The following is a 26,499-nucleotide window of genomic DNA, read 5'->3' as shown; positions in this document are numbered from 1 at the left end:
AGTAGACGATGCCAAAACGTAGTGACATACAAAGTATTCTAATCTTAGGTGCGGGCCCGATTGTCATCGGCCAAGCCTGTGAGTTTGACTACTCCGGAGCACAAGCATGTAAGGCTCTGAGAGAAGAAGGTTATCGGGTTATTCTGGTCAACTCGAATCCGGCAACGATTATGACCGATCCTGAGATGGCTGATGCAACCTATATCGAGCCGATCCAATGGGAAGTTGTCCGTAAAATTATTGAAAAAGAACGTCCTGATGCTGTTCTGCCGACAATGGGTGGTCAGACGGCATTGAACTGTGCGCTTGAGCTGGATCGTCAAGGGGTTCTGGCCGAGTTCGGTGTTGAAATGATCGGGGCAACTGCCGATGCGATTGATAAAGCTGAAGATCGTTCTCGTTTCGATGCTGCGATGAAGTCGATTGGCTTGGAATGCCCTCGGGCCGATACGGCAAAGACCATGGAAGAAGCTTACGGCGTCCTCGAGAAAGTCGGCTTTCCATGTATTATCCGTCCTTCATTTACGATGGGGGGAACCGGTGGTGGTATCGCTTATAACAAAGAAGAGTTTGAAGAAATCTGTCACCGCGGATTAGATCTTTCTCCAACCAATGAGTTACTTATTGATGAGTCGCTGATTGGCTGGAAAGAGTATGAAATGGAAGTGGTTCGGGATAAGAGCGACAACTGTATCATCGTCTGTTCAATCGAAAACTTTGATCCGATGGGGATTCACACCGGAGATTCAATTACGGTTGCTCCGGCTCAGACTCTCACTGATAAAGAATACCAGCTGATGAGAAACGCCTCTTTAGCGGTATTACGTGAAATTGGGGTTGAAACCGGTGGATCGAATGTGCAATTCGGCATCAATCCGGAAGATGGTCGGATGGTGATCATTGAAATGAACCCACGGGTTTCTCGTTCTTCAGCACTGGCATCGAAAGCGACGGGCTTCCCGATTGCGAAGATTGCAGCAAAGCTTGCGGTTGGTTTCACGCTTGATGAATTGATGAATGATATTACCGGAGGAGCGACGCCAGCATCGTTTGAACCGACGATCGACTATGTTGTCACCAAGATTCCACGCTTTAACTTTGAAAAATTTGCTGGCGCGAATGCGAAGCTAACCACGCAGATGAAATCTGTTGGTGAAGTGATGGCAATCGGGCGTAACCAACAAGAGTCTTTGCAAAAAGCACTGCGGGGCCTTGAAGTTGGTGCTGATGGCTTGGATGAAATGGTTGATCTGGCATCTCCGGAAGCACTGACGAAGATTCGTCATGAGCTGAAAGAAGCCGGTGCTGAGCGGATCTGGTACATCGGTGATGCTTTCCGTGCCGGTATGTCGGTTGACGCCATCTTTAACCTGACAGGTATTGACCGTTGGTTCCTTGTGCAGATTGAAGAATTAATTCTGCTGGAAGCAGAGATTAAAACCTATGGTTTTGCCGGACTGACCCAAGATGTACTCCGGCGGATGAAGCGTAAAGGCTTTGCCGATGCACGTTTATCGACATTGGTTGGGGTTTCTGAACATGAAATTCGTCGCTTGCGCGATCAGTTCGACATCCACCCGGTCTATAAGCGTGTCGATACGTGCGCCGCTGAATTTGCTTCTTCAACCGCTTATATGTACTCCTCATATGATGAAGAATGTGAAGCTTATCCAACGGATAATCAGAAAATCATGGTGTTGGGCGGTGGTCCGAACCGTATTGGCCAAGGCATTGAATTCGACTATTGCTGTGTTCATGCCTCATTGGCATTACGGGAAGACGGTTATGAAACCATCATGGTTAACTGTAACCCTGAAACGGTTTCAACCGACTACGATACTTCGGATCGTCTCTACTTTGAGCCCGTGACTCTGGAAGATGTTTTAGCAATTGCCCGTGTTGAGAAACCTGCGGGTGTTATCGTTCAGTATGGTGGTCAAACACCGCTGAAGCTGGCTCGTGCCTTAGAAGCTGCCGGTGTGCCGATCATCGGTACCAGCCCGGATGCAATTGACCGTGCTGAAGACCGGGAGCGTTTCCAACACGCTGTTGAGCGTTTAGGTCTCAAGCAGCCTGAAAATGCAACCGTTACAGCACTAGAGCACGCCGTCGATAAAGCCAAAGAAATTGGCTTCCCACTGGTTGTTCGTCCGTCTTATGTGCTCGGTGGCCGTGCGATGGAAATTGTTTATGATGAAGCAGATTTGCGTCGTTATTTCAATGATGCGGTCAGTGTGTCCAATGAGTCTCCGGTTTTGCTGGATCATTTCCTTGATGATGCCGTCGAGGTCGATATTGATGCGATTTGCGATGGTGAACGTGTCGTTATCGGTGGCATCATGGAGCATATTGAACAGGCCGGTGTTCACTCAGGTGACTCAGCATGTTCATTGCCTGCCTATACGCTGAGCCTGGATATCCAGAATGTGATGCGTGAGCAGGTTGAAAAGCTGGCGTTTGAACTGGGTGTACGTGGACTGATGAATACGCAGTTTGCGGTCAAAAACAACGAAGTTTATCTCATCGAAGTTAACCCACGTGCTGCACGGACAGTGCCGTTTGTATCTAAAGCAACCGGTGCACCATTGGCAAAAATTGCTGCGCGGGTGATGGCCGGACAGAGTCTGGAACAGCAAGGCTTTACCCAAGAAATCATTCCCCCGTATTACTCGGTGAAAGAAGTGGTATTGCCATTTAACAAGTTCCCGGGTGTTGATCCATTACTTGGCCCTGAGATGCGCTCAACCGGAGAAGTGATGGGTGTCGGACGCACATTTGCCGAGGCTTTTGCAAAAGCAGAGTTAGCATGTGGCTGTGTTTACCCTGAAGGTGGACGCGCGCTGATTTCTGTTCGCGAAAGTGATAAGCAGCGTGCGGTTGCTTTGGCCGAGAAGTTGATTCAATTAGGTTATCAGTTGGATGCGACACATGGTACGGCAGTCGTTCTTGGTGAAGCCGGGATCAATCCTCGGCTGGTGAACAAGGTTCATGAAGGTCGACCTCATATTCTTGATCGGATCAAGAACAATGAATATACCTACATTATCAATACTGCTTCCGGGCGTCAGGCCATTGAAGATTCAAAAGTTCTCCGCCGCGGTGCGTTGGCTGAGAAAGTGAATTATGCAACGACCCTGAACGCTGCATTTGCGACGGCGATGGGGCACACCGCTGACCCGAAAGCTTCTGTCATTTCCGTACAAGAAATGCACGAGCAAGTCAGACATGCTTAATCCATCACTCGTCCATTGTTGAGTGTTATCAAAACCCGGGATTTCCCCGGGTTTTTTGATCGTGATATGTTCATCTGTGCATCAAACGCAATGATGAATATATGGAATAGGACGCTGTCCGAGTTTTCACTATATCTGTTTATTTTTAAATGGTAATTTTGAGCCTTATCTAATCGGTTAAGGAATCCTATGGAAATTTCAATCGATATCCTGGCATTGCTTTTTGTGGCTGCGTCACTGGCAGGATGCATTGATGCGATTGCCGGTGGTGGTGGTTTGATTACACTCCCGGTGTTAATGGCTACGGGGATATCTCCTGCACAAGCGATTGCAACTAATAAACTGCAAAGTTCGTTTGGTAGCTTCTCTTCTACATTTTACTTCGTTCGTCATGGTTTGGTTTCGCTCCGGCAAATGTGGTTGGCCATTGTTTGTACTTTTACCGGTGCTGCTATCGGTGCTGAATTAGTACAGATTCTTGATGGTGAGTTACTGACCAGCCTGATTCCCGGCTTATTGATTGTCATTTCGCTGTATTTTTTACTGGCCCCTCAAGCCAAGGCTGAGACGAATAAACAAGCGGCTTTATCCGATGGATTATTTGCTTTGCTGGTCGGAACAAGTATCGGGTTCTATGACGGTTTCTTTGGTCCGGGAACCGGGGCGATCTTTGCCGTTTGCTTTGTCGTTATTGGCCGATTGTCGATTATTGAAGCGACAGCGCGCGCAAAAGTGCTGAATTTTACATCGAATATTGCAGCGTTGATTTTCTTTTTGGCAGCAGGATTACCGATATGGAAAATTGGATTGGTGATGGCTGTCGGACAATTTATCGGCGCGCGAGTCGGCGCTCGTATCGTCATGAATAAAGGTCAGAAATGGATTCGGCCGTTGGTTATTTTCATGTCTTTGTCGATGGCACTGAAGTTACTTTGGGAACAGCATCAACAATGGCTGCTATCAGTGTTCTGATCCGTGGAGAACGGTAGGTCATTGCCCTCAAACAGAGATGAATCGGTCGGAATAATGGCTGAAGTTCATCAAAGCTGAAGCAGTAACGGGGCGCGATCGACAGGGTGTGTACGATAGACAGTGGAATTAAAGCTGGTGCGACTCCCTTTAACGCCAGTTGTGCCGCGGCTGTGTATGAATCCATTTCCATGATGGGGGTAATCGCGAGATGCTCCAGCACGGATGCCTGATAAGTGTTCGCACTGTTAGACAGATCCGTGGTGATAATTTGTTGGGGGAGTTGCTGTAACGGTGCCTGACTCACAATGAAAACCGGTTCATTATAGAGATGAAATGTTTGCAGACCATGATTTCCGGGCAGGTAACCGGCACAAAGCCCAAGTGTTGCTTTGCCTGACCGGACATGTTCAACGATTCTTGGCGTGTGGTTCGTAGTGATGGTAATTTTGTGGTCATGACTGAAATATTCTCCCATCACATGGCTGAGCAACCCCGCTACCAGTGTTTCTGAGCAATCAAACCGGATCAGTGTATGCTCTTCCAGTGCCTGTTGTTCAAATATCAGTCCGCTTAATTCGTGAAAGCTCGGACCCACACGCTCGATTAATGCCTGAGCGTCCGCTGTGAGTTTGATGTGTCGCCCATCGGGAACCACCAGTTTCTTGTCCAGTCGGTTTTCTAAATTAGCAATGCGCTTGCTGACGGCAGATTGACTAATATACAGCACGCTGCCGGTCCGGCTCATGGTCTTTTCTTTGCTGAGAATGAGGAGTGTTTCAATACCTTCAAGCAACATAGTTTTCAGAATCAATCAAAGAGAGCATGCGCTTACTTTAGCGAAAGCTGTCTCTGATTGCGATAAAGGAATGTTTGATCGGGAAAATTGTCCGTAACGGACAGGGAGACGACTGGTCGATGCTAAAACGAGTGATTCATGACAAAAATGCTATCGATTAATCGCAAAAACCGGTAGTGATAGGTGCCAACGGATTGCGCCAAGACGAATGATCAGGGTTGAGAGGACCCCGGATAAGAATGCCGTATTGTGGTCGTAGCCCATTTGTAGTGCCGTGGTATGGAAAATACCGCCGACGATACAGGCGGTGGCATACACTTCGCTGCGCAGCACCATCGGTATTTCCCGTGCAAGAATATCCCGAACGATACCGCCACCACATCCGGTCAGAACGCCCATAATAATTGCGACCAGTGACGACTCCTGATAAAGCATTGATTTATCGACGCCAATGCCAACAAATACCGCTAATCCAATCGCGTCGCAGACTGGCAGTACCCACCAAGAGAGGCGTTTGGGGCGACGGATGATTAACATTGTCAGGAAGCTGGTGGCAAGAATGACCCAAAGGTAGGTGGTATCGGTAATCCAGAACACCGGGGTCGCGCCCAAAGCGATATCGCGCATGGTTCCGCCACCAATTGCGGTAACACTGGCAAGTACGACAACACCGAATGGATCCATTTTTAAACGGCCTGCTAACAGCACACCGGAAATGGCAAATACGATTGTTCCGAATAAATCGATCAGATAAAGAAACATACGTTGAGTGGGTCCACAATATTACTTGCGCACAGCGCTATTATTTTTTAGGTATAGACAAAAACAGGGCGCATTGTACGGGAAAAAGGTGTCAACCGATAGTTTTATAACCCGGCTTTTCAGTGGCTCAGGTCGGGGTTACTTTTTCTGGCCTCATCAAGGTAATCACAGACCTCTTCAATCGCCCGAATGGTTCTGGGGGTGGGGCGATTGAGCCAGTCTGAATTCAGCGTCCAGACATGATGTAAGCGAACGGCTGGAATACGCTGCCAGTCTGCCCACATATTTAGATTTTCAAGCGCATGACGGGAATTGAAAATGACGTCAGGCCGTGCCAGTAATACTTGCTCTCGGCTCACTTGCGGGTAGGGAGCCGGACTATTTTTAAATACATTTTCTCCGCCACAAAACTCAAACACTTCACTGGGCCAGTGATCTTGAGCGATGGTGATGATGGGTTTCTCACTGAGCTGGTAGAAGAAGCGAACCTTGCGGACATGTTGATATCGCTGTTTGAGCGCTGTCAGCTTCTGGCGAAATTGTTGCGCGTTTTTACGACCAATTTGCGGGTTATCTGCATATTGGCTGAGCGCCTCGATGTTATCTGCAATATCGGTCAGTCGGTGAATTTGAGAAGGGTAGGTTCGGATCCCCATCTGTTTTAATTTTTGTAATTCCCGGGGCGGATTGCCATCCGGCCAGATGATCACCAAATCGGGTTTGAGGCTGAGGATTTTTTCAATCTTGATGCCCTTATAGTTCGCAACTTTCGGTAAGTTCTTCACTTGAGGCGGGTAGTCACTGTAATCACTCACGGCCACAATTTTGTCACCGAGACCGGCAGCATAGGCGAGTTCGGTGGCATGCGGTGCAAGGGTAATAATACGCTGAACCGATGTCGCTGCCATTATGAGCCCCGGGATACAAAGCAGCAACGTGAATAAATAAAGTCGGTGAATCAACATGTGGCAACCTTGTGATTGAGATGATTTACGAATGCGTTTTATAAACTGGGCTATTTATTATTTAGAGCAGTTGTGCAGCAATCAATATCAGCAGACTTTCGATACCGATCCAAATATAAGTGCGTTGATTGAGTAGTTTCTGGATCTGGGACAGATGTAAGACCGACGGGATAACCCTGCCACCGAGTTTAGCCCGGACACTCTTTTTGCCCTCATAAATGGCCGGTCCGCCGAGTGAAAGATTGAGTTTATGTCCGACAGAACATAGGAGCCAACCAATATTTCGGGACGGCCAAGTACAACTTTGCCGACGAGTCTGAGTCCAGGTTGATGACAGACTCTGCCCCGCCATCAGTAACAGCGCAAAGAGACGGGCCGGGATCCATTCACACCAAACATTGAGGCGACTTGCTGCCAGACCAAAAGGATAGTTGGCCGGCACAGACGGTGACCAGACACGGCTCAGTTCGACAATCAGACGATACATGAATGCGCCGATACCACCCAGTAAGCCATACCAGAACAGGACTGTGATAACCTGACGGGCTTGACCGACAATCAGTAACTCCGCACTTGCCTTGCCTAATCCAACCACTGACAACGTCTCAGTCTGACGATTCAGCCGTTCCGCGAGTAACTGGCGGGCTTGGGGTTTATCCTGTACCGCCAGCGCCTGAAACAGCGGCTTACTCAAGGTGGTTAATCCTCGCCAGTCAAGAGCCAGAATTAATAACAGCAGGTGATAGAGTTCAGGCTGCCAGACCAATGGCTCCAGGGCAACCAGAACCATCAGTGCCGGAATGAGCATCAAACATGTGGCTAATATGCCGGACAGTGTCCGCTGTGCATAGCTGCCCTGCGTATTGACCTTTTCTGCCAGAATTTCTGCAAACTTGTGCCACAAAAGCGCCGGATGAGCCGTTCTTGGCAAAGGCAATATGAGATGGATCAACAACGCTCCCCACATGATGAGGAGCGCACTTTGGGTTTGCAGTAATTCTTGAACATGATTCATAAGTGGCGGATAGGGCTCGATTATGCCTGACGCAGACGTTCTAGCATCTTCAGTACCATTTCTGAAGAGCTTGCAGCCGCGAGCGGTAAGAACTCATCAAACGACATTGGTGACGCTTTGTCGGCGACATCAGAGATTGCCCGGACCACCACAAACGGTGTTTTAAACTGATGACATGTCTGAGCTATCGCAGAGGCTTCCATCTCAACAGCAATCGCTTGCGGGAAGTTTTGGCGGATGAATGCCTGTTTTTCTGGCTGGCAGACAAAAGTATCACCGGTGCAAATCAGCCCATGGACCGCATGTTTATCTCCCAACTGTGCGAGTGCATCTTCTGCCAGTTGAATTAATGTTTCATCGGCTTGGAAAGCTGCCGGCTGGCCCGCCATTTGACCGATTTCATAGCCAAAAGCAGTGACATCTGCATCGTGGTGTCTGACTTCAGTGGAAATGACCACATCACCCATCGCCAGTGATGGATCAAAACCACCGGCTGAACCTGTATTGATGACAACATCGGGTTTGTAGAGTTCTAACAACAAGGCAGTGCCGACTGCCGCTGCAACTTTACCGATACCTGACTGGAGAAGGATTACGTCCAAGCCGTTGATTTGACCAGAGTAATAGGTACAGCCGCCTTTTTGTTCTTCTTGCAGATTCTGGATTGACGATTTGAGAACTGCAACTTCTTGCTCCATTGCGCCAATGATGCCAATTTTCATATCAAGTCTCTTTTCTTTATTCAGATTAGCGCTGAGTTTAGCATGATTTTTTGGGATTCAACTAGTTATCCGGGCCGGAATCCAGCGCAAAAAAATCCCGGCACTGAAGCCAGTGCCGGGAGATAATAACTTGTGTTCTCAAACATGTGTTTTGAATGACATGCTCGTGACGGCGACGAAATCAGACATCCAAGTAATCGAGGATACCATCGGCTGCTTTGCGGCCTTCATCTATGGCCGTTACAACCAGATCGGAACCGCGAACTGCATCACCACCGGCGAAGATTTTTTCATTGGTGGTCTGATAAGGGTACTGACCGTTATCCGGTGCTTTGAGGCGGCCCCATTGATCAAGCTCGACACCGAAAGGCTCAAGCCAAGGCATCGCATGAGGCTGGAAGCCAAATGCCATAATGACCACATCGGCAGCAAGCTCATGTTCACTGTCAGGGACAGGTTCAGGACGTCGCCGCCCGGCTTCATCCGGTTCCCCCAGCGCTGTTTTGACAACTTTGACACCGGTGACCTGACCACGGCTATCGACTTCGATACCGAGTGGTTGCAGGTTGAACATGAACTCGACGCCTTCTTCTCTGGCATTTTTAACTTCACGACGTGAGCCCGGCATGTTCTCTTCATCGCGTCGGTAGGCACAAATCACATGGGTTGCCTGTTGACGGATAGACGTTCGGACACAGTCCATAGCTGTATCGCCGCCACCGAGGACGACCACTTTTTTTTCGGCCATATCAATGAAGGGTTGAGGATCCTCCAACTGCATGACCCGATAGGTATTGGACACCAGGAACGGCAAAGCATCGTACACGCCGTTGGCATCTTCATTGTCCAGTCCGGCACGCATATTTTTATAGGTGCCGACGCCAAGGAACACCGCATCGTATTCGTCGATTAACGATTGAAGTTCGACATCTTTACCAACTTCGGTATTCAAGCGAAATTCAACCCCCATTTCGGTAAAGATGCGACGTCGGTTTTGCATCACTTCTTTTTCCAGCTTGAATGACGGAATTCCGAAAGTGAGCAATCCGCCGATTTCCGGATAGCGATCAAAGACGACTGCTTTGACACCGTTTCTGACCAACACATCCGCTGCCGCTAAACCTGCGGGACCGGCACCGATAATTGCCACCTTTTTGTCTGTCCACTCGACTTGAGAAAGGTCGGGTTTCCAGCCCATTTCGAAGGCTTTATCGGTAATATATTTTTCAACATTACCAATGGTGACGGCACCGAAATCGTCATTCAACGTACAAGACCCTTCACACAGACGGTCTTGGGGACAAACCCGGCCACACACTTCCGGCAGGCTATTGGTTTGATGTGAGAGTTCCGCGGCTTCGATAATCCGGCCCTCATTGGCCAGTTTTAGCCATTGAGGGATGTAGTTATGGACCGGACACTTCCATTCACAATAAGGGTTACCGCAGTCGAGACAGCGATCTGCCTGAGCAGTTGCCTGTTGGCGGGTAAATGGTTCATAGATTTCAACGAATTCTATTTTGCGTATATTGAGCGGCTTTTTGGCCGGATCGACTCGATTGACATCAATGAACTGATAAACGTTCTGGCTCATTATAATCTGGCTCCTTCCAATTATTGTGCTTGAACGCGAAGTTCTGCAGCACTGCGGCTTTGATGCCCCAGCAGTGTTTGCAGATCAGCCGCTTGTGGTTTAACGAGATAGAACTTCGGAATCCACGCATCGAAATTCGCTAAGATCGATTCAGCGTGAACGGAGCCGGTTTTCTCCAGATGTTCTGCAATTAAACCACGTAAATGTTCCTGATGAATGTAGAGTTCTTGCAGCGAAATCGTTTCAACAGATTCATTATTCACACGGCCTTGGAAGTCTTCGTTCTCATCGAGGACATAGGCAAACCCACCGGTCATTCCGGCACCGAAGTTCACCCCGGTAGCCCCCAGTATTGCCACCACGCCACCGGTCATGTATTCACAGGCGTTATCGCCAGCGCCTTCAATCACCGCAATGGTTCCGGAGTTACGAACTCCGAAACGTTCGCCTGCTTTACCGGCAGCGAACAGTTTACCGCCGGTTGCACCGTATAAGCAGGTGTTCCCGATGATGGTTGCTTCATTGCATTTGAAAGCTGTGCCCAAATGCGGCTTGATAACAATTTTACCGCCTGCCATGCCTTTGCCGACATAGTCGTTCGCATCACCCGTCAGATGAAGCTCCACTCCGCCGGCATTCCAGACACCGAACGACTGTCCGGCAGTCCCTTGTAAGTAAATCCGGATTGGCGATGCCGCCAGCCCTTGGTTACCGTAACGTTTGGCGATTTCTCCGGACAACCGGGCGCCGACAGAGCGATCGGTGTTGATGATGTCGTAGTACAGGTTCAGCGATTGCTGGCTTTCAACAGCACTGAGTGCATCCTCAACGATTTTTTGGTTGAGCGCAGCTTTATCAAATGGTGTATTGGGTTCTGTGCAGAACAGTGGGTGACCTGCAGGAGACACCGGTGCCTCCAGAATGCCGGACAGATCCAGTTTGGTCTGCTTGGCCGTCAAGCCTTCAACCACTTCCAACAGGTCGGTACGTCCGATGAGATCGGTTAATTTCTCAACACCTAATTCAGCCAGATAGCCACGGACTTCATTGGCTAATCCGGTGAAGTAGTTGATCACCATCTCCGGTAATCCTTTGAAATAATCCCGACGCAGGGTTTCATCCTGAGTGGCGACCCCTGTTGCACAGTTATTCAGATGACAGATTCTCAGGAATTTACATCCCATGGCAATCATTGGTGATGTACCAAATCCAAAGCTTTCTGCCCCCAGAATCGCCCCTTTAATCACATCTAATCCGGTTTTCAGACCGCCATCGACCTGAAGGCGGATTTTATGGCGCAGGCCATTTGCCACCAGTGCTTGCTGTGTTTCTGCAAGCCCCAGCTCCCAAGGGCTACCGGCATATTTGACTGACGTCAGCGGGCTGGCTGCCGTTCCACCGTCATAACCGGAGATCGTAATCAAGTCGGCATAGGCTTTGGCAACGCCGGTTGCGATGGTGCCGACACCCGGTTCGGAAACCAGTTTTACCGAGACCAGTGCATTGGGATTGACTTGCTTCAGATCGAAGATCAGTTGGGCTAAATCTTCGATTGAGTAGATGTCGTGGTGCGGTGGCGGTGAAATCAGGGTCACGCCTTGGACTGAGTGGCGCAGACGGGCAATTTCAGCCGTCACTTTATGACCGGGTAACTGACCGCCTTCACCGGGTTTCGCACCTTGAGCCACTTTGATCTGCAAGACATCGGCATTCGTCAGATAATGAGGTGTTACCCCAAAGCGTCCTGAGGCAACTTGTTTGATGCGAGAGTTACGCTCGGTACCGAAACGGCGTGGATCTTCACCCCCTTCACCAGAGTTTGAATGACCGCCTAAACGGTTCATGGCCGTTGCCAGCGCTTCGTGCGCTTCCGGACTGAGCGCACCGATTGACATCGCGGCAGAATCGAAGCGCTTAAACAGATCTGTCGCTGGTTCAATTTTCTCCAGTGCGAGTGGTGTGTCTGATTTTTTCAGTTTCATCAAGTCACGTAACATCGCCACCGGGCGTTGGTTGACTTGTGCGGCAAACTGTTGATAGTCCTGCGTCTCACCGGAACGAACCGCAGCTTGCAGATGATTCACAACACCGGGGTTATATGCGTGGTATTCACCACCGTGGACAAATTTCAGCAGTCCACCATGTTCAATTGATTTGCGTTTTGCCCAGGCTTTACGTGACAGGTTAAACAGATCCTGTTGGAAGTCCGCGAAGCTCGCACCCTGAATCCGGGTGGCGACACCGTGGAAACAGAGATCAACCAGCTCCCGGTGTAGTCCGACGGCTTCGAAAAGCTGGGAACAACGGTAAGAAGCAACGGTTGAGATGCCCATTTTCGACATGATTTTATACAGGCCTTTATCGATGCCGTAACGATAGTTTTGCATCACTTCCCGATAACTCTTGTCGATCACCCTTTCATCCAGCATTTTGCTGAGCACTTCATAAGCGAGGTAGGGGTAAATCGCTGTCGCACCAAAGCCCAACAGTACCGCAAATTGGTGTGGATCACGGGTGGTTGCCGTTTCGACAATAATATTGGCATCACAACGCAACTGGGTATTGACCAGCCGGGTCTGAACAGCACCGACAACCATCGCGGCAGGGATCGGTAGTTTATGTTTGGTGATCGCTCGATCCGATAAAATGATCAGGACGGTTCCATCACGCACGGCTTGTTCGGCAGCGTCACACAGGTCAAGAATCGCTTGTTTGAGATCTTTTTCCTGTGGATCGTAGTTGATATCAAAGATGGTGTTTTTATAGTGCTCGTCATCCAGACTTAATAGCTGCTGCATGTCGGAATAGAGCAGTACCGGTGAATCAAATGTTACCCGGTGCGCATGACCATCGGTTTCGCAGAAGACATTCATCTCCTGACCGATACTGGTTGCCAGCGACATCACATGTTTTTCACGTAATGGATCGATCGGTGGGTTGGTCACCTGCGCAAATTTTTGCCGGAAGTAGTCACTGATCAGACGTTCTTTGGAGGAAAGCACAGCCATTGGGGTATCGTCACCCATTGAGCCAACAGCTTCCTGTCCCATGTCGCCTAATACCCGCAGGATCTGATCCATTTCTTCATTGGTCATGGCAAACTGTTTCTGATAAATCTTCAGTTGTGCATTATCAAAATCACGTTGACCAATTTGATCGTCACCCAATTCTGCAAATGGCTTGAGGCGATAAACGTTATGTTCCAGCCACTCTTGATAAGGGTGGCGACTCTTCAGTTCGTTATCGATTTCTGACGATTGCCACAGCTTGCCTGTTTTGGTGTCAATCACCAGCAATTCTCCGGGGCCAACCCGACCTTTGGTCGCGACCTCATCCGGTGCGTAATCCCAGATACCGACTTCTGACGCCAGCGTAATGAGTTTATCTTTGGTGATCACATAACGGGCTGGTCGCAGTCCATTGCGATCGAGGTTGCAGGCTGCATGACGTCCGTCAGACAGGACTATCCCGGCCGGGCCATCCCATGGTTCCATATGCTTGGAGTTAAAATCGTAGAATGCGCGTAACTCCGAATCCATATCCGGATGGTTCTGCCATGCTGGCGGCACGAGCATCCGCATCGCCCGGAACAGATCCATGCCACCGGCGAGGAACAGATCCAACATATTATCGAGACTTGATGAGTCAGAGCCGGTTTCGTTGACAAACGGAGCCGCTGACTGGAGGTCTGGCAATAAAGGTGAAACGAATTTATACGCTCTTGCTCTTGCCCACTGACGGTTCCCTTCAATGGTGTTGATTTCACCGTTATGAGCCAGATAGCGGAAAGGCTGAGCCAGTGGCCAGCGTGGTTGTGTGTTGGTTGAGAAGCGCTGGTGGAACAGACAGATAGCCGATTCCATCCGTAAATCTGCGAGATCCAGATAGAAACGGGGCAAATCTGCGGGCATACACAGCCCTTTATAGACGATGACCTGAGTAGACAGTGAGCAGATGTAGAAATCAGCATCATCGGTGATTTTTTTCTCGATACGACGTCGGGCGATATACAGGCGTCGTTCAATATCCTGCTGCCGCCATCCGGCTGGTGCAGAAATAAAGACTTGTTGAATATCCGGTAATGATTGGGCTGCGATAGGCCCGAGCACGTCTGGGTTGGTTGGCACTTGACGCCACCCGCTCACGGAGAGAGTTTCCTGAGCGAGTTCTTGATTGATAATGTCGCAGGCTGATTGTGCTTTTACCGGATCCCGGCTCAGGAAAATCATCCCGACAGCATATTGTTTGCTCAGCTTCCAGTTTTGTTCTTGTGCAATGTGTCTGAGATAAGAATCTGGTTTTTGCAGGAGTAAACCGCAGCCATCTCCCGTTTTACCATCGGCTGCGATACCGCCACGGTGTGTCATGCGGTCCAGTGCTGAAATTGCTGTACGAACCAGTTTGTGACTCGCCTGACCTTCCATGTGCGCGATCAGGCCAAACCCACAGTTATCTCTCTCAAGACTTGGATCATATAGAGCCATTGCAAGTCTCCCTTTGCGTTCTGTCTTCGACAGTGAATGACTAACTATTCTATGTTGTTGTTATTTTTTTGAATCTTTATGCATTAAATTGGGTTAAAAATACATTCAATTGAGCGCCCAAAACAATGCGAGGTTAAACGCTATCCTTTATAGAACCAAAGATCAAGTGATTCATAGAAAATTGCGGCAATAAATGACGTTGGTGAATAAGTAACGATTATGAGTGGTTGATATGTCTCAGGTTTAAGCGGGAAATGTGTCTGATAGGGCGGTATTCAGGCGTCGCTGGTTGAGGCGACCCCTCCGTCAGATTGGGGGAGACAGAGAGGTCGATATATGATGATTTAGGCCGAGCGCATCAGAGAATCCGCTCTGGCTTCGAGGTTCGTTTCACCCATCAGATAGCCATCAATGGCACGGGCACATTCGCGCCCTTCATTGATACACCGGACGACCAGCGATTGTCCTGTACGCATATCACCAGCGGCAAACACACCAGCCTGATTGGTTTGGTAATCCGTTGTCGCCACATTACCACGCTCGTCAAGCGCAATGTCCAACTGGGCCAGCACACCATGCGGTTCAGGGTGAAGAAAGCCCATGGCCAGAAATGCCATATCACATGGCATGACCCGTTCGCTGCCAGCGACTTCCTCGTAAGTCGGACGTTCACCGGCCTTGGCTGGTTGCCAAACGATGTCGGCAACTTTCAGCCCCGTTACTTGACCTTGCTCATTGCCGATAAATGCTTTGGTCAGGATATTCCAGTGACGGTCACACCCTTCTTCATGAGAAGTCGAAGTGCGAAGAATCATCGGATATTGCGGCCACGGCATATTAGCCGGACGTTTCTCCGGTGGCATTGGCATGATCTCAACCTGAGTAATGCTTGCTGCCCCGTGACGGTTTGAGGTTCCGACACAGTCGGAGCCTGTATCGCCACCACCGATCACGACCACATGTTTCCCTTTCGCGTGGATGTCTTCGCTTTTGAGATCCATGTTGTTGGCGCGGCGATTATTCTGAGCAAGAAATTGCATCGCAAAATAAACACCGTTCAAGTCTCGGCCCGGAATCGGCAGATCGCGAGGGACGGTCGAGCCACCAGTCAGCAGAACCACATCATATTCCTGACGCAGTTGCTGAGCATTGATGTTGACCCCAATATGGGCATCGACAACAAATTTGATACCAGCCTGACGCATCAACTCGATCTTGCGATCAATAATGTCCATACCAAGTTTAAAGTCCGGTATCCCAAACCGCAGTAATCCACCGACTTTCTCATCCCGCTCATACACAGTGACCGTGTGACCGGCACTATTGAGCTGCTCGGCAGCGGATAATCCCGACGGGCCGGAGCCGATAATCGCAATGGTTTTGCCGGTACGGCTGCGTGGGGTTTTCGGTTGAGCGTATCCTTCGCGATAAGCCGTTTCGACAATCGTTTTCTCGATATTACAGATAGTAATCGGATCCTGATTGATCCCCAACACACATGCACTTTCACAGGGCGCCGGGCACACGCGGCCGGTAAATTCCGGGAAGTTATTGGTTGAACTGAGAATTTGCCATGCTTCTTGCCAGCTGTTCCGGTAAACCGCATCATTAAATTCAGGAATGATGTTGCCGATCGGGCAGCCACTGTGACAGAAGGGCACGCCACAATCCATACAGCGAGAAGCCTGCGTATTAATTTTGTCACCGAACTCATCATTGAGCACAAACTCTTGGTTGTGCTTGAGTCTGACTTCCGGTGCCACTTTTGCAGGCAGCTCCCGGCCATGTTCTAAAAATCCAGTTGGTTTTCCCATTACACGGCCTCCGCTTCCGTTGTCGGTACTTGTTGTGCTGCTTGTTGTTTTTGCAGGACGGCTTTGTAATCTCTCGGCATGACTTTCACCAGAGATTGCAGGTTCTGCTCAAAGTTATCCATAAAGCGCAGTGCCACTTCACTCCCGGTGAAACGGATGTGATTGTTGAGCATAGTCTCGAGCAAATCGATATCCTCTTGATCCAGTGGATCCAGATCAACCAGTTCAGCGTTGAGTTTATTCTGGAAATCACCGTCGGTATCCCAGACATAGGCGACGCCGCCACTCATGCCGGCTGCGAAATTACGGCCGGTTGAACCTAAGATGACAGCAACACCGCCCGTCATGTATTCACAACCGTGATCACCAATGCCTTCAACCACGACACGGGCACCGGAGTTTCTGACACAGAAACGCTCACCGGCTTTCCCCCGAATGTAAGACTCACCGGATGTGGCGCCGTAGAAACAGACATTACCGACCACGATATTCTCTTCAGGAACAAGAGATGTATTGTGGTTTGGATAAAGAATCAGTGTGCCACCGGATAAACCTTTGCCCCAGTAGTCATTTGCGTCGCCTTCAACTTCGAACTGAACGCCTGGACTCAGAAATGCACCGAAAGACTGGCCGGCAGAGCCGGTAAATTTCACTTGCATGAGCTGAGGTAACCCCTGATCGCGATAGACTTTCGAAATCTCATTCGAGAGCATGGTGCCGGTACTCCGGTCGGTATTGCGGATCGGGAAGGCTGCCTGAACGGCTTTCCCCTGCGTTAAGGCAGGTTGGGCGATCTGAATGAGCTGGCGATCTAAGATATTTTCCAGAGCATGATTCTGAGTGGTCTGGCAGAAAATGCCATCATCGCTTCTTGGTGACTCCATATACAGCAGCGGACTCAAGTCAAGGTTGTGATACTTCCAGTGTTCGGTATCGCTTCTGACTTTCAGTTTGTGGGCCTGACCGACCATGTCATCAATGGTTCTGAAGCCCAGTTCTGCCATGATTTCACGGAGTCCTTGCGCCATATAGCGGAAGAACGTCACCACATCTTCGACGCGACCGTCAAATCGTTCACGCAGGGTTTTGTTCTGTGTGGCAATGCCGACCGGACAAGTATTCTTGTGACATTTACGCATCATAATACAACCTTCGACCACCAGTGCTGCGGTGGCAACGCCCCATTCTTCAGCGCCGAGTAGGGTTGCAATTGCCAGATCGCGCGGTGTCTTCATCTGTCCGTCCGCCTGAACGACGATTCGGTTGCGTAGCCCGTTTTTCAGTAGGGTCTGGTGCGTTTCAGCCAGTCCCAGCTCCCACGGCAGACCAGTATGACGAATCGATGAAATCGGGGATGCCCCTGTACCGCCGTCATAACCTGCGATCAGCACGACATCGGCTTTGGCTTTGGCAACCCCGGAAGCGATTGTGCCGACACCGGCTTCAGAAACCAGTTTAACGTTGACACGACCGGCACGGTTGGCATTTTTCAAGTCAAATATGAGCTGTGCCAAATCCTCGATAGAATAAATATCGTGATGCGGTGGCGGGGAAATCAGACCGACGCCCGGAGTGGAGTGACGGGTGGCACCGATCCAATCATCGACTTTATCTCCGGGAAGTTGTCCGCCTTCTCCGGGTTTTGCTCCCTGAGCCATTTTGATCTGTAATTCATCCGCATTGGTCAGATAATAGGCGGTAACGCCGAAGCGACCTGAAGCAACCTGTTTGATAGCGGAGCGTTCCCAGTCACCGTTTTCTTTCTTCTCAAAGCGGATCGGGTCTTCACCGCCTTCACCTGAGTTTGATTTTGCGCCGAGGCGGTTCATCGCAACGGCTAACGTGGCGTGCGCCTCATAGGAAATTGAACCGAATGACATGGCACCGGAGGCAAATCGTCTGACGATACTTTCGATCGGTTCAACGTCATCGAGAGTAATCTGCCCAGCCGGGTTTTTCACCATCTCAAGCTGGCTACGGAGTGTCACGGCTTTGTCACCCTGACGATCCACGGCTTCGGCATATGCTTTGAACTGCGCATAGTCTTGATGACGCGTTGATTGTTGTAACAAGTGAATGGTTTCCGGATTGAACAAGTGTTGTTCACCGCGTTGTTTCCACTGATAAACCCCACCGACATCTAAGACTTGCAGCGGAATTTCGCGTAATGGATAGCCGAGGCGATGACGGATCAGAACTTCTTTGGCAATATCGTCCAGTGTGAGCCCCTGAATCCGGGTCACTGTTCCGGTAAAGTATCTATCCACGACGGCTTTGCTAATGCCCAGGGCTTCAAAAATTTGCGCACCGTGATAAGACTGAAGGGTTGAAATTCCCATCTTCGAGAAAATCTTCAGCAGACCACCGTTGACCCCTTTGCGATAGTTATCGAAGAGCGTATTGATATTCGCTTGCGGATCCAGCTTGTTCTTCAGTTGTAGATCGACAATGGTTTCCGTAACCAAATATGGGTTGACGGCATTGGCACCATAACCGAGTAATGTGGCAAAGTGGTGCGTTTCCCGTGCATCGCCCGTTTCGATGACGATACCGCATTTGGCCCGTAATCCTTTGCGGATCAGGTGATGGTGGACTGCACCGACAGCCAGCATCCCCGGAATGGCGGCATGGTTTGAGTTCACTGCGCGGTCAGTCAGCAAAATAATCGAATAACCATCGATGACGGCGTCTTCCGCATACTGACAAATCCGTTTCAGTGCGCGTTCCAGTTTACCCGGTTCGCCACTGGCCTGAAAAACGATATCCAGCGTTTTTGCTTGCAGGTGCTCGTTATCTATTGCTCTGAGTTTTTCAAGCTCAGCATTGGAAATGACCGGTGATTCGAGTTCGACTTTACGACAGTGTGCCGGTGACTCACTGAGCAAGTTTTGATCTTTTCCCAGATAGGTGTTCAGGGACATCACCATCCGTTCACGGATCGGGTCGATCGGTGGGTTGGTGACCTGAGCAAATAGCTGTTTGAAATAGTGAGATAAATGCTGAGACTGGTGAGACAGCACAGCCAGAGGCCAGTCTGCTCCCATCGAGCCTAAGGGTTCGTAGCCGGTTTGAGCCAGTGGCAGAATAATCTGATTGACTTCTTCGCTGCTGACCCCAAATGCCTGCTGACGATGTAGCAATCGTTCTGGTTGCGGCTGATTATGTCCGGTTTCAGCTTCAGGAAGTGATTTAAGACTGAGTAAGTTATCTTGAACCCACTGCTCGTAAGGCTGTGCGTTCGCAATACTCTCTTTGATCTCTTCGTCTGAAATAATCCGTCCTTCTTCCAGATCGGCGACAAAAATTTTGCCGGGTTGGAGGCGACCCCGATATTGAATATTGTCTGCTGCGATATCGACGACACCTGATTCTGATGCCATGATCAGGAAATCATCTTTCGTGACGGTATAACGGGAAGGGCGCAAGCCATTACGATCCAACGTCGCACCGACCATCACCCCATCACTGAAACAGACAGATGCCGGACCGTCCCACGGTTCCATGACATTGGCATGATACTGATAGAATGCACGACGCTTGGCATCCATTTTTTTATTTTCCTGCCATGCTTCGGGAATCATCATCATCAGCGCATGAGGCAAGCTGCGGCCTGAGAGAACCAGTAGTTCCAGCACCATATCGAAGTTTGATGAATCGGAACTGTCTTCCTGACAAATCGGTAACAGCATGTCGATTTCAGCTTGGGTAAACCGCTCAGATTCAAGAATTGCTTCTCTGGCTTTCATCCAGTTGAGGTTGCCGCGAACCGTATTAATTTCACCATTATGGGCAATATAACGGAAAGGCTGAGCCAGACGCCATTTCGGGAAAGTATTGGTAGAAAAGCGAGAATGCACCAAGGCCAGCGCGGTGACCATCGTTGGATTTTGCAGATCAAGGAAATACTGCGGGACTTGCTCGGTGGTCAACTGTCCTTTGTAGATCAGTGTCTTATATGACATTGAGTTGATGTAAAAGTCATCCCCGATATTGGAGATACTTTCCAGACAAACGCGCACCGTATAGTTACGCAGCACATAGAGTTTGCGTTCCAGTTCTTCCGGGGTGACGCCCGGACCACCACTGATAAAGACGTGTTCGAATTGTGGCTCGCTACTGAGTGGATCCGCCCCTAACATATGGTTATCGGTCGGAAGAATGCGGTATCCGAGAATTTCTAAATCCAGACGCTTGGCATTCCTTTCCAGAATGTCACGACACTGTCCTCGTTTGTATTCATCCTGCGGAAATAACACCACACCCACACCATATTGATCGAATGAGGGCAGACGAATCCCGAGTTTGACGGTTTCTTCAAGAAGAAACTCATGGGGTTTCTGTAGGAGAATGCCAGCACCGTCGCCACTGCATGGATCACATCCCTGACCACCGCGGTGTTCCATTCGGGCCAGCATGTCCAGTGCCTGAGTGACAACCTGATGGGATTTGCGGTTTTTTAAATGGGCAACAAAGCCGATACCGCAGGCGTCATGCTCCAGTTCGGGCGTATATAGCCCTGATGAATTTAACATTGATACATCCTTCCAGTTCAATAAAGACGCACACGGGCCGGAGAAATTTCCCCCGGATGATGGTGTGTCTGGTCCTTTCTTTTTATCTTTATTGTCTCAAAACCGACGGGTGGCGCCGGCCTGAATCCGTTCCGTCTCCCACCGGAAATAGGGTGGGGAAAACAATCCTTAGTGATATGCAGGTTATTCTTTATATGCAGCTAGTGCTTTATTTTGGTGGGTTAGCTTATCACCGAAGTTTCATCCGCTGCGTCGTCTCCAAATATGACAAATACGAACGAAACTGAAACTATCCTACATTTTTGTGACATAAAATCCAATAGCAAAGCGCTGGAATTTTTATGCAAGTTAATCGATTGCGAAGGCGGTAAAAGTTAACTTTTATTTAACATTGAATGGCTGTTTATTTATTGATGTGGGTTAGGGCGTCCCCGGATGGATTATTCTAAAATGAGAAAAATTATCAGTATGTTGTAATTTTATTTCGTGACAGGTTGTGGTTTCCTCTGAGAAGTTGTTGTTTCCTCACATAAATTGAGCGGTTGGCGATCAGCGTGCTAATGAGTCAGGCAACATCTGTCATTGATGCAATTGAATATTTATTTCGAGGCTGGGTTTGAAACAGTTACATGAGCTGGTTAATACATTAGGACAAGATCTGAAACGTCGTTATGGTGAACGGGTCCATAAGTTAACATTACATGGCGGGTTCAGCTGTCCCAACCGGGATGGCACGATAGGTCGGGGCGGATGCACTTTTTGCAATGTGGCTTCATTTGCGGATGAACAGACTCAGCATCAAAGTATCCGTGAGCAACTGGTCGCCCGAGCGGGCGAAGTGTCGCGTGCCAGAAAGTATCTAGCTTATTTTCAAGCATATACCAGTACCTATGCTGAGGTTGAACGGCTCAAACAGATGTATGAAGAAGCGCTTTGTACGGCAGATGTGGTGGGATTGTGTGTCGGTACTCGTCCGGACTGTGTGGCCCCCGGTGTGCTGGCACTGCTAGCCGATTATCAACAGCAAGGCTATGAAGTCTGGCTGGAACTGGGATTGCAAACCGCACATCAGCGAACATTGAAACGGATTAATCGGGGACATGATTTTGCTTGCTATGATCAGGTCACGAGACAAGCCCGGGCATTGGGGCTGAAAGTTTGCACGCATTTGATCGTCGGACTTCCCGGTGAATCATCGTGTGATAATCTTGAGACGCTTGATCAGGTTCTGAATACAGGCACGGATGGTCTTAAACTGCATGGGTTACATATTGTGGAAGGCAGTGTGATGGCAAAGTCTTGGCGCGCCGGCAGACTCCATGCACCAGAATTATCTTACTATGTTGAAACAGCCAGTGACATCATCCGCCGAACACCGGCCGATGTGATTTATCATCGGGTCTCCGCATCAGCCCGCAGACCGACGCTGCTCGCACCGTTATGGTGTGAAAATCGCTGGCTGGCGATGACGGAAATTGAACGTGCTCTCAATCAAAAAGGGGGACAAGGTTCCTTCATCGGCAAAGAATTTGTGTTTCCTCAGGTTCACAGCATCAAGTGATGACATGTCGTGAATCGCGGACCGATTGGCTGTTTTTGCGGTGCTTTGCCTTTTTTCAGTGACACAGTTAGATATCTTACTCAAACGTATAGAGTATTTATGAAATAACTTGTTATTCTTATAAGAAGAATTGTTAACAGAAGGTAATAGCGATGTCGCAGTTGACATGGGAACATTATACTCAGCTGGAAATTGCGCTTGGTATGGGGAGTATCATTGCTGTACTCGCTGGGATTGCCTTATGGATGTTATACCGCCGAAAAATTCGCCATTTGCACGATATGTTTGTTCATGTGCCATGTGCGTTGTTAATGGTGTCGCGGAAAAATCATCAAATTTTGTTTGCCAACGCGCTGGCACAACATGCACTTCAGCTTCAGACGCATGGGCGTCTTGTTCAGTTCTCTCCTTGGGTGAGTGCTTCTCAACGCGAGTATTTCTCTGAACTCATTGATAAAAGTTATCAAGAGCATTCCCGCCAGTTCATCGACTGGCCGGTGGGTGAAGATCATTCAGTACAAATTGAATTTCAGGTCAAGGATACGGTGTTCCAAGGACAAACCGCCTGGATGGTACAAATGCTGATTCATCATGAGTGCGCAGAAGCGACTGAGGACCATCACTCGATTCGAACCGATGATCTGATGCAACAACTCTGGGATGCCTCTCCGGATGCGATCGCGGTCATTCAAGATGATGGTTACTGTCGTTCCTGTAATTTGTCGTTTGCACATTTATTGGGTCAGGATGAGATGGCACAAGTGACCGGTCAGCCGCTGACTTGGCCGGTACAAGAGGCGCCCTTTTTTCAACAGATGTTTGCGTTGACCGAACAAGATGTAGAGGCTGAACAACCCATTCGTTACATTGATCAGTTAGCAAGAGAGCCACGACAATGGTTTGATGTGCTGAAATCTGTGTATCGTTCACCAGCGACCAATCAAGTGTTTGCGCTGTTGATTATCCGCGATATTACAGCGTGGTATTCTGGCGAACCTTCAGTGCAACTGGTCAATGCTCACCACATTCACTCTTTTGAGCAACTGACGGGGATTATCAGCCGCAAGCGTTTTGATGAAACGTTGGAAACACTATGGCATATTCATATTCGAGAGAAGCAGCCACTGGCGGTTATCCTATGTGATGTCGATTGTTTTGAGAGTTACAATCAACATTATGGCGATGAGCAAGGGGATGAGACGCTATGCACGGTTGCATTGGCGCTGCAACGGGTGATGAGTCGTTCTTCAGATTGTATTGCCCGTTATGATGGTGATCGGTTTGCTTTTATTTTGCCCAATACCCATATTGACGGCGCCTGTTGGGTCGCTGAAAAAATTCATTCTGAATTTAAACAGATTCAGTTGCCTCATCCGGTGTCGGATGTCTCGAATCACGTTACGGTGAGTATGGGCATTGTCTCTCTAGTGCCCAAAACCGATGAGTTATCTGAACAATTTGTTGCCTATGCGGAACAGGCCCTGCATCAGGCAAAAATGCAGGGGCGTAACCGCACATGTATCTATTATGAATCTTTGGGCAGGCGATAATGGATTGCCTGTTTGTCGTTTGGACGGCCTTGGTCTGAACATGTTCTTCCTACCGAATTTAGCGCGATATCGTTGTCTGGAGCGTTTTTAATGAAACCGATGAAAAATCTGGCTCAGTATTATGTGGACCTATTGGTTAAGCTGGGGATTCTCCGTTTTTCAATTCTTTTAGCCTTGGCTCTGATGGCACTGGCGGTGATTGTTCAGGTCGGGATTACCCTCGCACTGCATGGCTATGTCGATAATATCGATATTATCCGTTCGGTGTTTTTTGGATTGATTATTACACCTTGGGCTGTCTATTTTCTTTCTGTCGTGGTGGATCAACTTGAAGAATCGAGACAACGGTTATCTAAGCTGGTCGCAAAATTAAAAGATATGCGCTCTCGCGATCAAGAGCTGAATTATCAGTTACAGCAGAATATTGTCAAACTGAATCAGGAGATTGAAGAGCGGATCAAAGCCGAGGAAGCGCGGGAAGAAGCCATGGCGGATCTGGAAAACGAGGTCTATCAGCGAGAAAAGACCCAGTTGGAGTTAGCAGAGCGAACCGCACTGCTTCGATCATTTATCGATGCTTCGCCTGATTTAATTTATTACCGCAATGCTGAGGGCGTTTTCTCCGGTTGTAACCGGGCCATGGAAGAGTTGACGGGGAAAAAAGAAAGAGAGCTGGTTGGACTGACACCGTGGGATGTTTACAGTGAAGAAATTGCTCAGCCGATTGTGGAAACGGATCAACAGTTGTTCTCCCAAAACTGTGCCGTAACCTATGAACAGTGGTTGGAATACCCTGATGGTCGTAAGAACTACTTTGAAATCAGAAAAGTACCGTTTTACAGCAAAGAAGGCCGCCATTTGGGCTTAGTTGGTTTCGGTCGGGATATCACTGAGCGTAAGCGTCATGAAGAGTCACTGGAGAAAGCCAGCCGCGATAAAACTACCTTTATTGCCACTATCAGTCATGAGTTAAGAACCCCACTGAATGGGATTGTGGGGCTGAGTCGGATGCTATTGGATACGACCATGACTCAGGAACAACGGAAATATCTACAAACCATTCATATCAGTGCGATCACATTGGGCAATATTTTTAACGATATTATCGATATGGATAAATTTGATCAGCGCAAACTAGAGCTTTTCCCGCAACCGCTGAATCTTGGTGAATTTGTCACGGAACTTGAGAATCTGGCTGCATTAATGGCGGAGCAGAAAGGATTGCGCTTTGATCTGGAAAGGCTGACCGAACTGTCATATGTAGTGATGGTCGATGGTACTCGGCTACGACAGGTGCTTTGGAACCTGATTAGTAATGCGATGAAGTTTACCCGTGAAGGCGGCATCGTGATGACCATCAGTTCTGAGATTGAGGAAGATAGTGCGCATATCATCATGGATATTGAGGATACGGGGATTGGGATTGCTGAAGCAGAATTGGATAAGATTTTTGCCATGTATTACCAGGTGAAATCTGGTAAGGATAACTTGCATGCCGTCGGGACCGGTATTGGTCTGGCGGTATCACGACAACTGATAAACCTCATGGATGGGGATATAACCGTCAGTAGTGAAGAAGGGTTCGGCAGTACCTTTACTATTTCACTGAATGTACCTTTGGCTGATGATGCGCTGTTGACGCCCGCTTCTCCTGTGACGCAGAAAACGCTGAATATCTTTATGGTTGAAGATATTGAATTGAATGTGACGGTCGCCAAATCGCTGCTGGAAAGTTTAGGGCATTCAATCACGGTTGCCATGAGTGGCGAAGAAGCGAAAAAACTGTTTGTGCCGGATCGTTATGACTTGGTCTTGCTGGATATCCAGTTGCCGGATATGACCGGCTTTGATGTCGCTCAGTTCTATCGGCAACAATATGGCCAAAACTACCCATTGCCGCCACTGGTGGCTTTAACGGCCAATGTGCTAAAAGATAAGCGGGAATATCTGGAGAAAGGCATGGATGATGCGATCAGTAAGCCGCTTTCCGTGGGGGCTGTCCAGAGCATCATTCATCGTTATTTCGGGGCGGAGCATGAGCTCGAACGTGAGGTGTCGCATCGGATTGATCATGTGGTGGAGACGCCTCATCCACATTCTGAAGCCGATAAGAAAAAAGAACAGTATAACCGTATTCTGGATTTGGATATGTTGGGTGCTTATGTTGATATTGTCGGCAAACAACCGGTACTGGACAGTATTGAGATGTTCGAAGCGATGATGCCGGATTATCTCGATATTCTGGATTCAAATATGGTCGCCAAAGATCAAAGTGGCATTGTTTCTGAAGCGCATAAAATCAAAGGTGCAGCTGGTTCTATCGGTTTAGCCCGAATTCAGGCGGTGGCACAAAAAGCGCAATCCCCACAAGCACCAGCCTGGTGGGAAAATATTACCGATTGGGTTGAAGAAATCAAGACTGAATATGCGCAAGATATTCAATGTCTTCGTCAATGGCTCAGTGAAAAATGACCAATAAAAAGCCTCCGGACAAGGAGG

The 26,499-nt window shown here is 48.9% G+C and carries 14 protein-coding genes; 5 read left to right on the top strand and 9 right to left on the bottom strand.

All coding sequences use genetic code 11. The features are described from left to right. The first annotated feature begins 8 nt into the window (after positions 1-8). Positions 9-3,233, top strand: a complete 3,225-nt coding sequence (carB, locus tag OCU60_RS13840) for a carbamoyl-phosphate synthase large subunit (RefSeq protein WP_074371790.1) — start codon at positions 9-11, stop codon at positions 3,231-3,233. 189 nt (positions 3,234-3,422) lie between these two features. Next, a complete protein-coding gene (locus OCU60_RS13835) occupies positions 3,423-4,205 on the top strand; it encodes a TSUP family transporter (RefSeq protein WP_074371789.1) in 783 nt (260 codons plus the stop codon). On the opposite strand, the gene OCU60_RS13830 is transcribed toward OCU60_RS13835, so the two are convergent. The 9 genes from OCU60_RS13830 to gltB (OCU60_RS13790) form a co-directional block, all read right to left on the bottom strand. Continuing rightward, on the bottom strand, positions 4,135-5,001 hold the full coding sequence (locus OCU60_RS13830; protein WP_074371788.1) for a LysR family transcriptional regulator: 867 nt from the start codon (positions 4,999-5,001) through the stop codon (positions 4,135-4,137). The two genes, OCU60_RS13835 and OCU60_RS13830, sit on opposite strands and share 71 nt — an antisense overlap. 150 nt (positions 5,002-5,151) lie before the next feature. Continuing rightward, the gene (locus OCU60_RS13825) at positions 5,152-5,763 is read right to left on the bottom strand and encodes a TRIC cation channel family protein (protein ID WP_074371787.1); all 612 of its coding nucleotides are present in this window, start codon (positions 5,761-5,763) and stop codon (positions 5,152-5,154) included. 119 nt (positions 5,764-5,882) lie between these two features. Next, positions 5,883-6,728, bottom strand: coding sequence for a vitamin B12 ABC transporter substrate-binding protein BtuF (gene btuF / locus OCU60_RS13820; protein ID WP_074371786.1), 846 nt, complete (start codon positions 6,726-6,728; stop codon positions 5,883-5,885). Between the two features lie 61 nt (positions 6,729-6,789). Next, entirely contained in the window at positions 6,790-7,743 is a 954-nt protein-coding gene (locus tag OCU60_RS13815) for a cobalamin biosynthesis family protein (RefSeq protein ID WP_074371785.1), read from the bottom strand. Positions 7,744-7,763: 20 nt separating this feature from the next. After that, on the bottom strand, positions 7,764-8,465 hold the full coding sequence (mtnN, locus tag OCU60_RS13810; protein ID WP_074371784.1) for a 5'-methylthioadenosine/S-adenosylhomocysteine nucleosidase: 702 nt from the start codon (positions 8,463-8,465) through the stop codon (positions 7,764-7,766). Between the two features lie 181 nt (positions 8,466-8,646). Continuing rightward, complete coding sequence (locus OCU60_RS13805; RefSeq protein ID WP_074371783.1) at positions 8,647-10,059, bottom strand: FAD-dependent oxidoreductase; 1,413 nt, start codon at positions 10,057-10,059, stop codon at positions 8,647-8,649. A gap of 20 nt (positions 10,060-10,079) precedes the next feature. Continuing rightward, positions 10,080-14,543 carry a glutamate synthase large subunit gene (gltB, locus tag OCU60_RS13800; protein ID WP_074371782.1) on the bottom strand — a complete coding sequence of 1,488 codons (4,464 nt, stop codon included), beginning with the start codon at positions 14,541-14,543 and terminating at the stop codon, positions 10,080-10,082. Between the two features lie 344 nt (positions 14,544-14,887). Then, complete coding sequence (locus OCU60_RS13795; protein WP_074371781.1) at positions 14,888-16,357, bottom strand: glutamate synthase subunit beta; 1,470 nt, start codon at positions 16,355-16,357, stop codon at positions 14,888-14,890. Beyond that, positions 16,357-20,889: a glutamate synthase large subunit gene (gene gltB, locus OCU60_RS13790; RefSeq protein ID WP_074371780.1), complete on the bottom strand. Its 4,533-nt coding sequence runs from the start codon at positions 20,887-20,889 to the stop codon at positions 16,357-16,359. Before gltB (OCU60_RS13790) ends, OCU60_RS13795 begins: the two co-directional genes overlap by 1 nt. Positions 20,890-21,505: 616 nt before the next feature. On the opposite strand from gltB (OCU60_RS13790), the gene OCU60_RS13785 reads away from it, so the two are divergent. From OCU60_RS13785 to arcB, 3 genes are all read left to right on the top strand, one after another. Continuing rightward, positions 21,506-22,450, top strand: a complete 945-nt coding sequence (locus tag OCU60_RS13785) for a TIGR01212 family radical SAM protein (protein WP_074371779.1) — start codon at positions 21,506-21,508, stop codon at positions 22,448-22,450. A 152-nt stretch (positions 22,451-22,602) separates the two neighbouring features. After that, a complete protein-coding gene (locus OCU60_RS13780) occupies positions 22,603-24,000 on the top strand; it encodes a GGDEF domain-containing protein (RefSeq protein WP_074371778.1) in 1,398 nt (465 codons plus the stop codon). A gap of 90 nt (positions 24,001-24,090) precedes the next feature. Then, a complete protein-coding gene (gene arcB / locus OCU60_RS13775; protein ID WP_074371777.1) occupies positions 24,091-26,472 on the top strand; it encodes an aerobic respiration two-component sensor histidine kinase ArcB in 2,382 nt (793 codons plus the stop codon). The last annotated feature ends 27 nt before the right edge of the window (positions 26,473-26,499 follow it).

The organism is Vibrio spartinae, assembly GCF_024347135.1.
Taxonomy (GTDB): Bacteria; Pseudomonadota; Gammaproteobacteria; order Enterobacterales; family Vibrionaceae; genus Vibrio; species Vibrio spartinae.
The sequence above is the reverse complement of the archived record's forward strand: the minus strand, read 5'-3'. Positions and strand labels throughout refer to the sequence as shown.

Coding starts and splice junctions, on each gene's coding strand:
- gltB (WP_074371782.1), bottom strand. CDS start 14,543: ATGGCTCTATATGATCCAAGTCTTGAGAGAGATAACTGTGGGTTTGGC.
- arcB (WP_074371777.1), top strand. CDS start 24,091: ATGAAACCGATGAAAAATCTGGCTCAGTATTATGTGGACCTATTGGTT.
- OCU60_RS13835 (WP_074371789.1), top strand. CDS start 3,423: ATGGAAATTTCAATCGATATCCTGGCATTGCTTTTTGTGGCTGCGTCA.
- OCU60_RS13815 (WP_074371785.1), bottom strand. CDS start 7,743: ATGAATCATGTTCAAGAATTACTGCAAACCCAAAGTGCGCTCCTCATC.
- OCU60_RS13805 (WP_074371783.1), bottom strand. CDS start 10,059: ATGAGCCAGAACGTTTATCAGTTCATTGATGTCAATCGAGTCGATCCG.
- carB (WP_074371790.1), top strand. CDS start 9: ATGCCAAAACGTAGTGACATACAAAGTATTCTAATCTTAGGTGCGGGC.
- OCU60_RS13780 (WP_074371778.1), top strand. CDS start 22,603: ATGTCGCAGTTGACATGGGAACATTATACTCAGCTGGAAATTGCGCTT.
- gltB (WP_074371780.1), bottom strand. CDS start 20,889: ATGTTAAATTCATCAGGGCTATATACGCCCGAACTGGAGCATGACGCC.
- btuF (WP_074371786.1), bottom strand. CDS start 6,728: ATGTTGATTCACCGACTTTATTTATTCACGTTGCTGCTTTGTATCCCG.
- mtnN (WP_074371784.1), bottom strand. CDS start 8,465: ATGAAAATTGGCATCATTGGCGCAATGGAGCAAGAAGTTGCAGTTCTC.
- OCU60_RS13825 (WP_074371787.1), bottom strand. CDS start 5,763: ATGTTTCTTTATCTGATCGATTTATTCGGAACAATCGTATTTGCCATT.
- OCU60_RS13830 (WP_074371788.1), bottom strand. CDS start 5,001: ATGTTGCTTGAAGGTATTGAAACACTCCTCATTCTCAGCAAAGAAAAG.
- OCU60_RS13795 (WP_074371781.1), bottom strand. CDS start 16,357: ATGGGAAAACCAACTGGATTTTTAGAACATGGCCGGGAGCTGCCTGCA.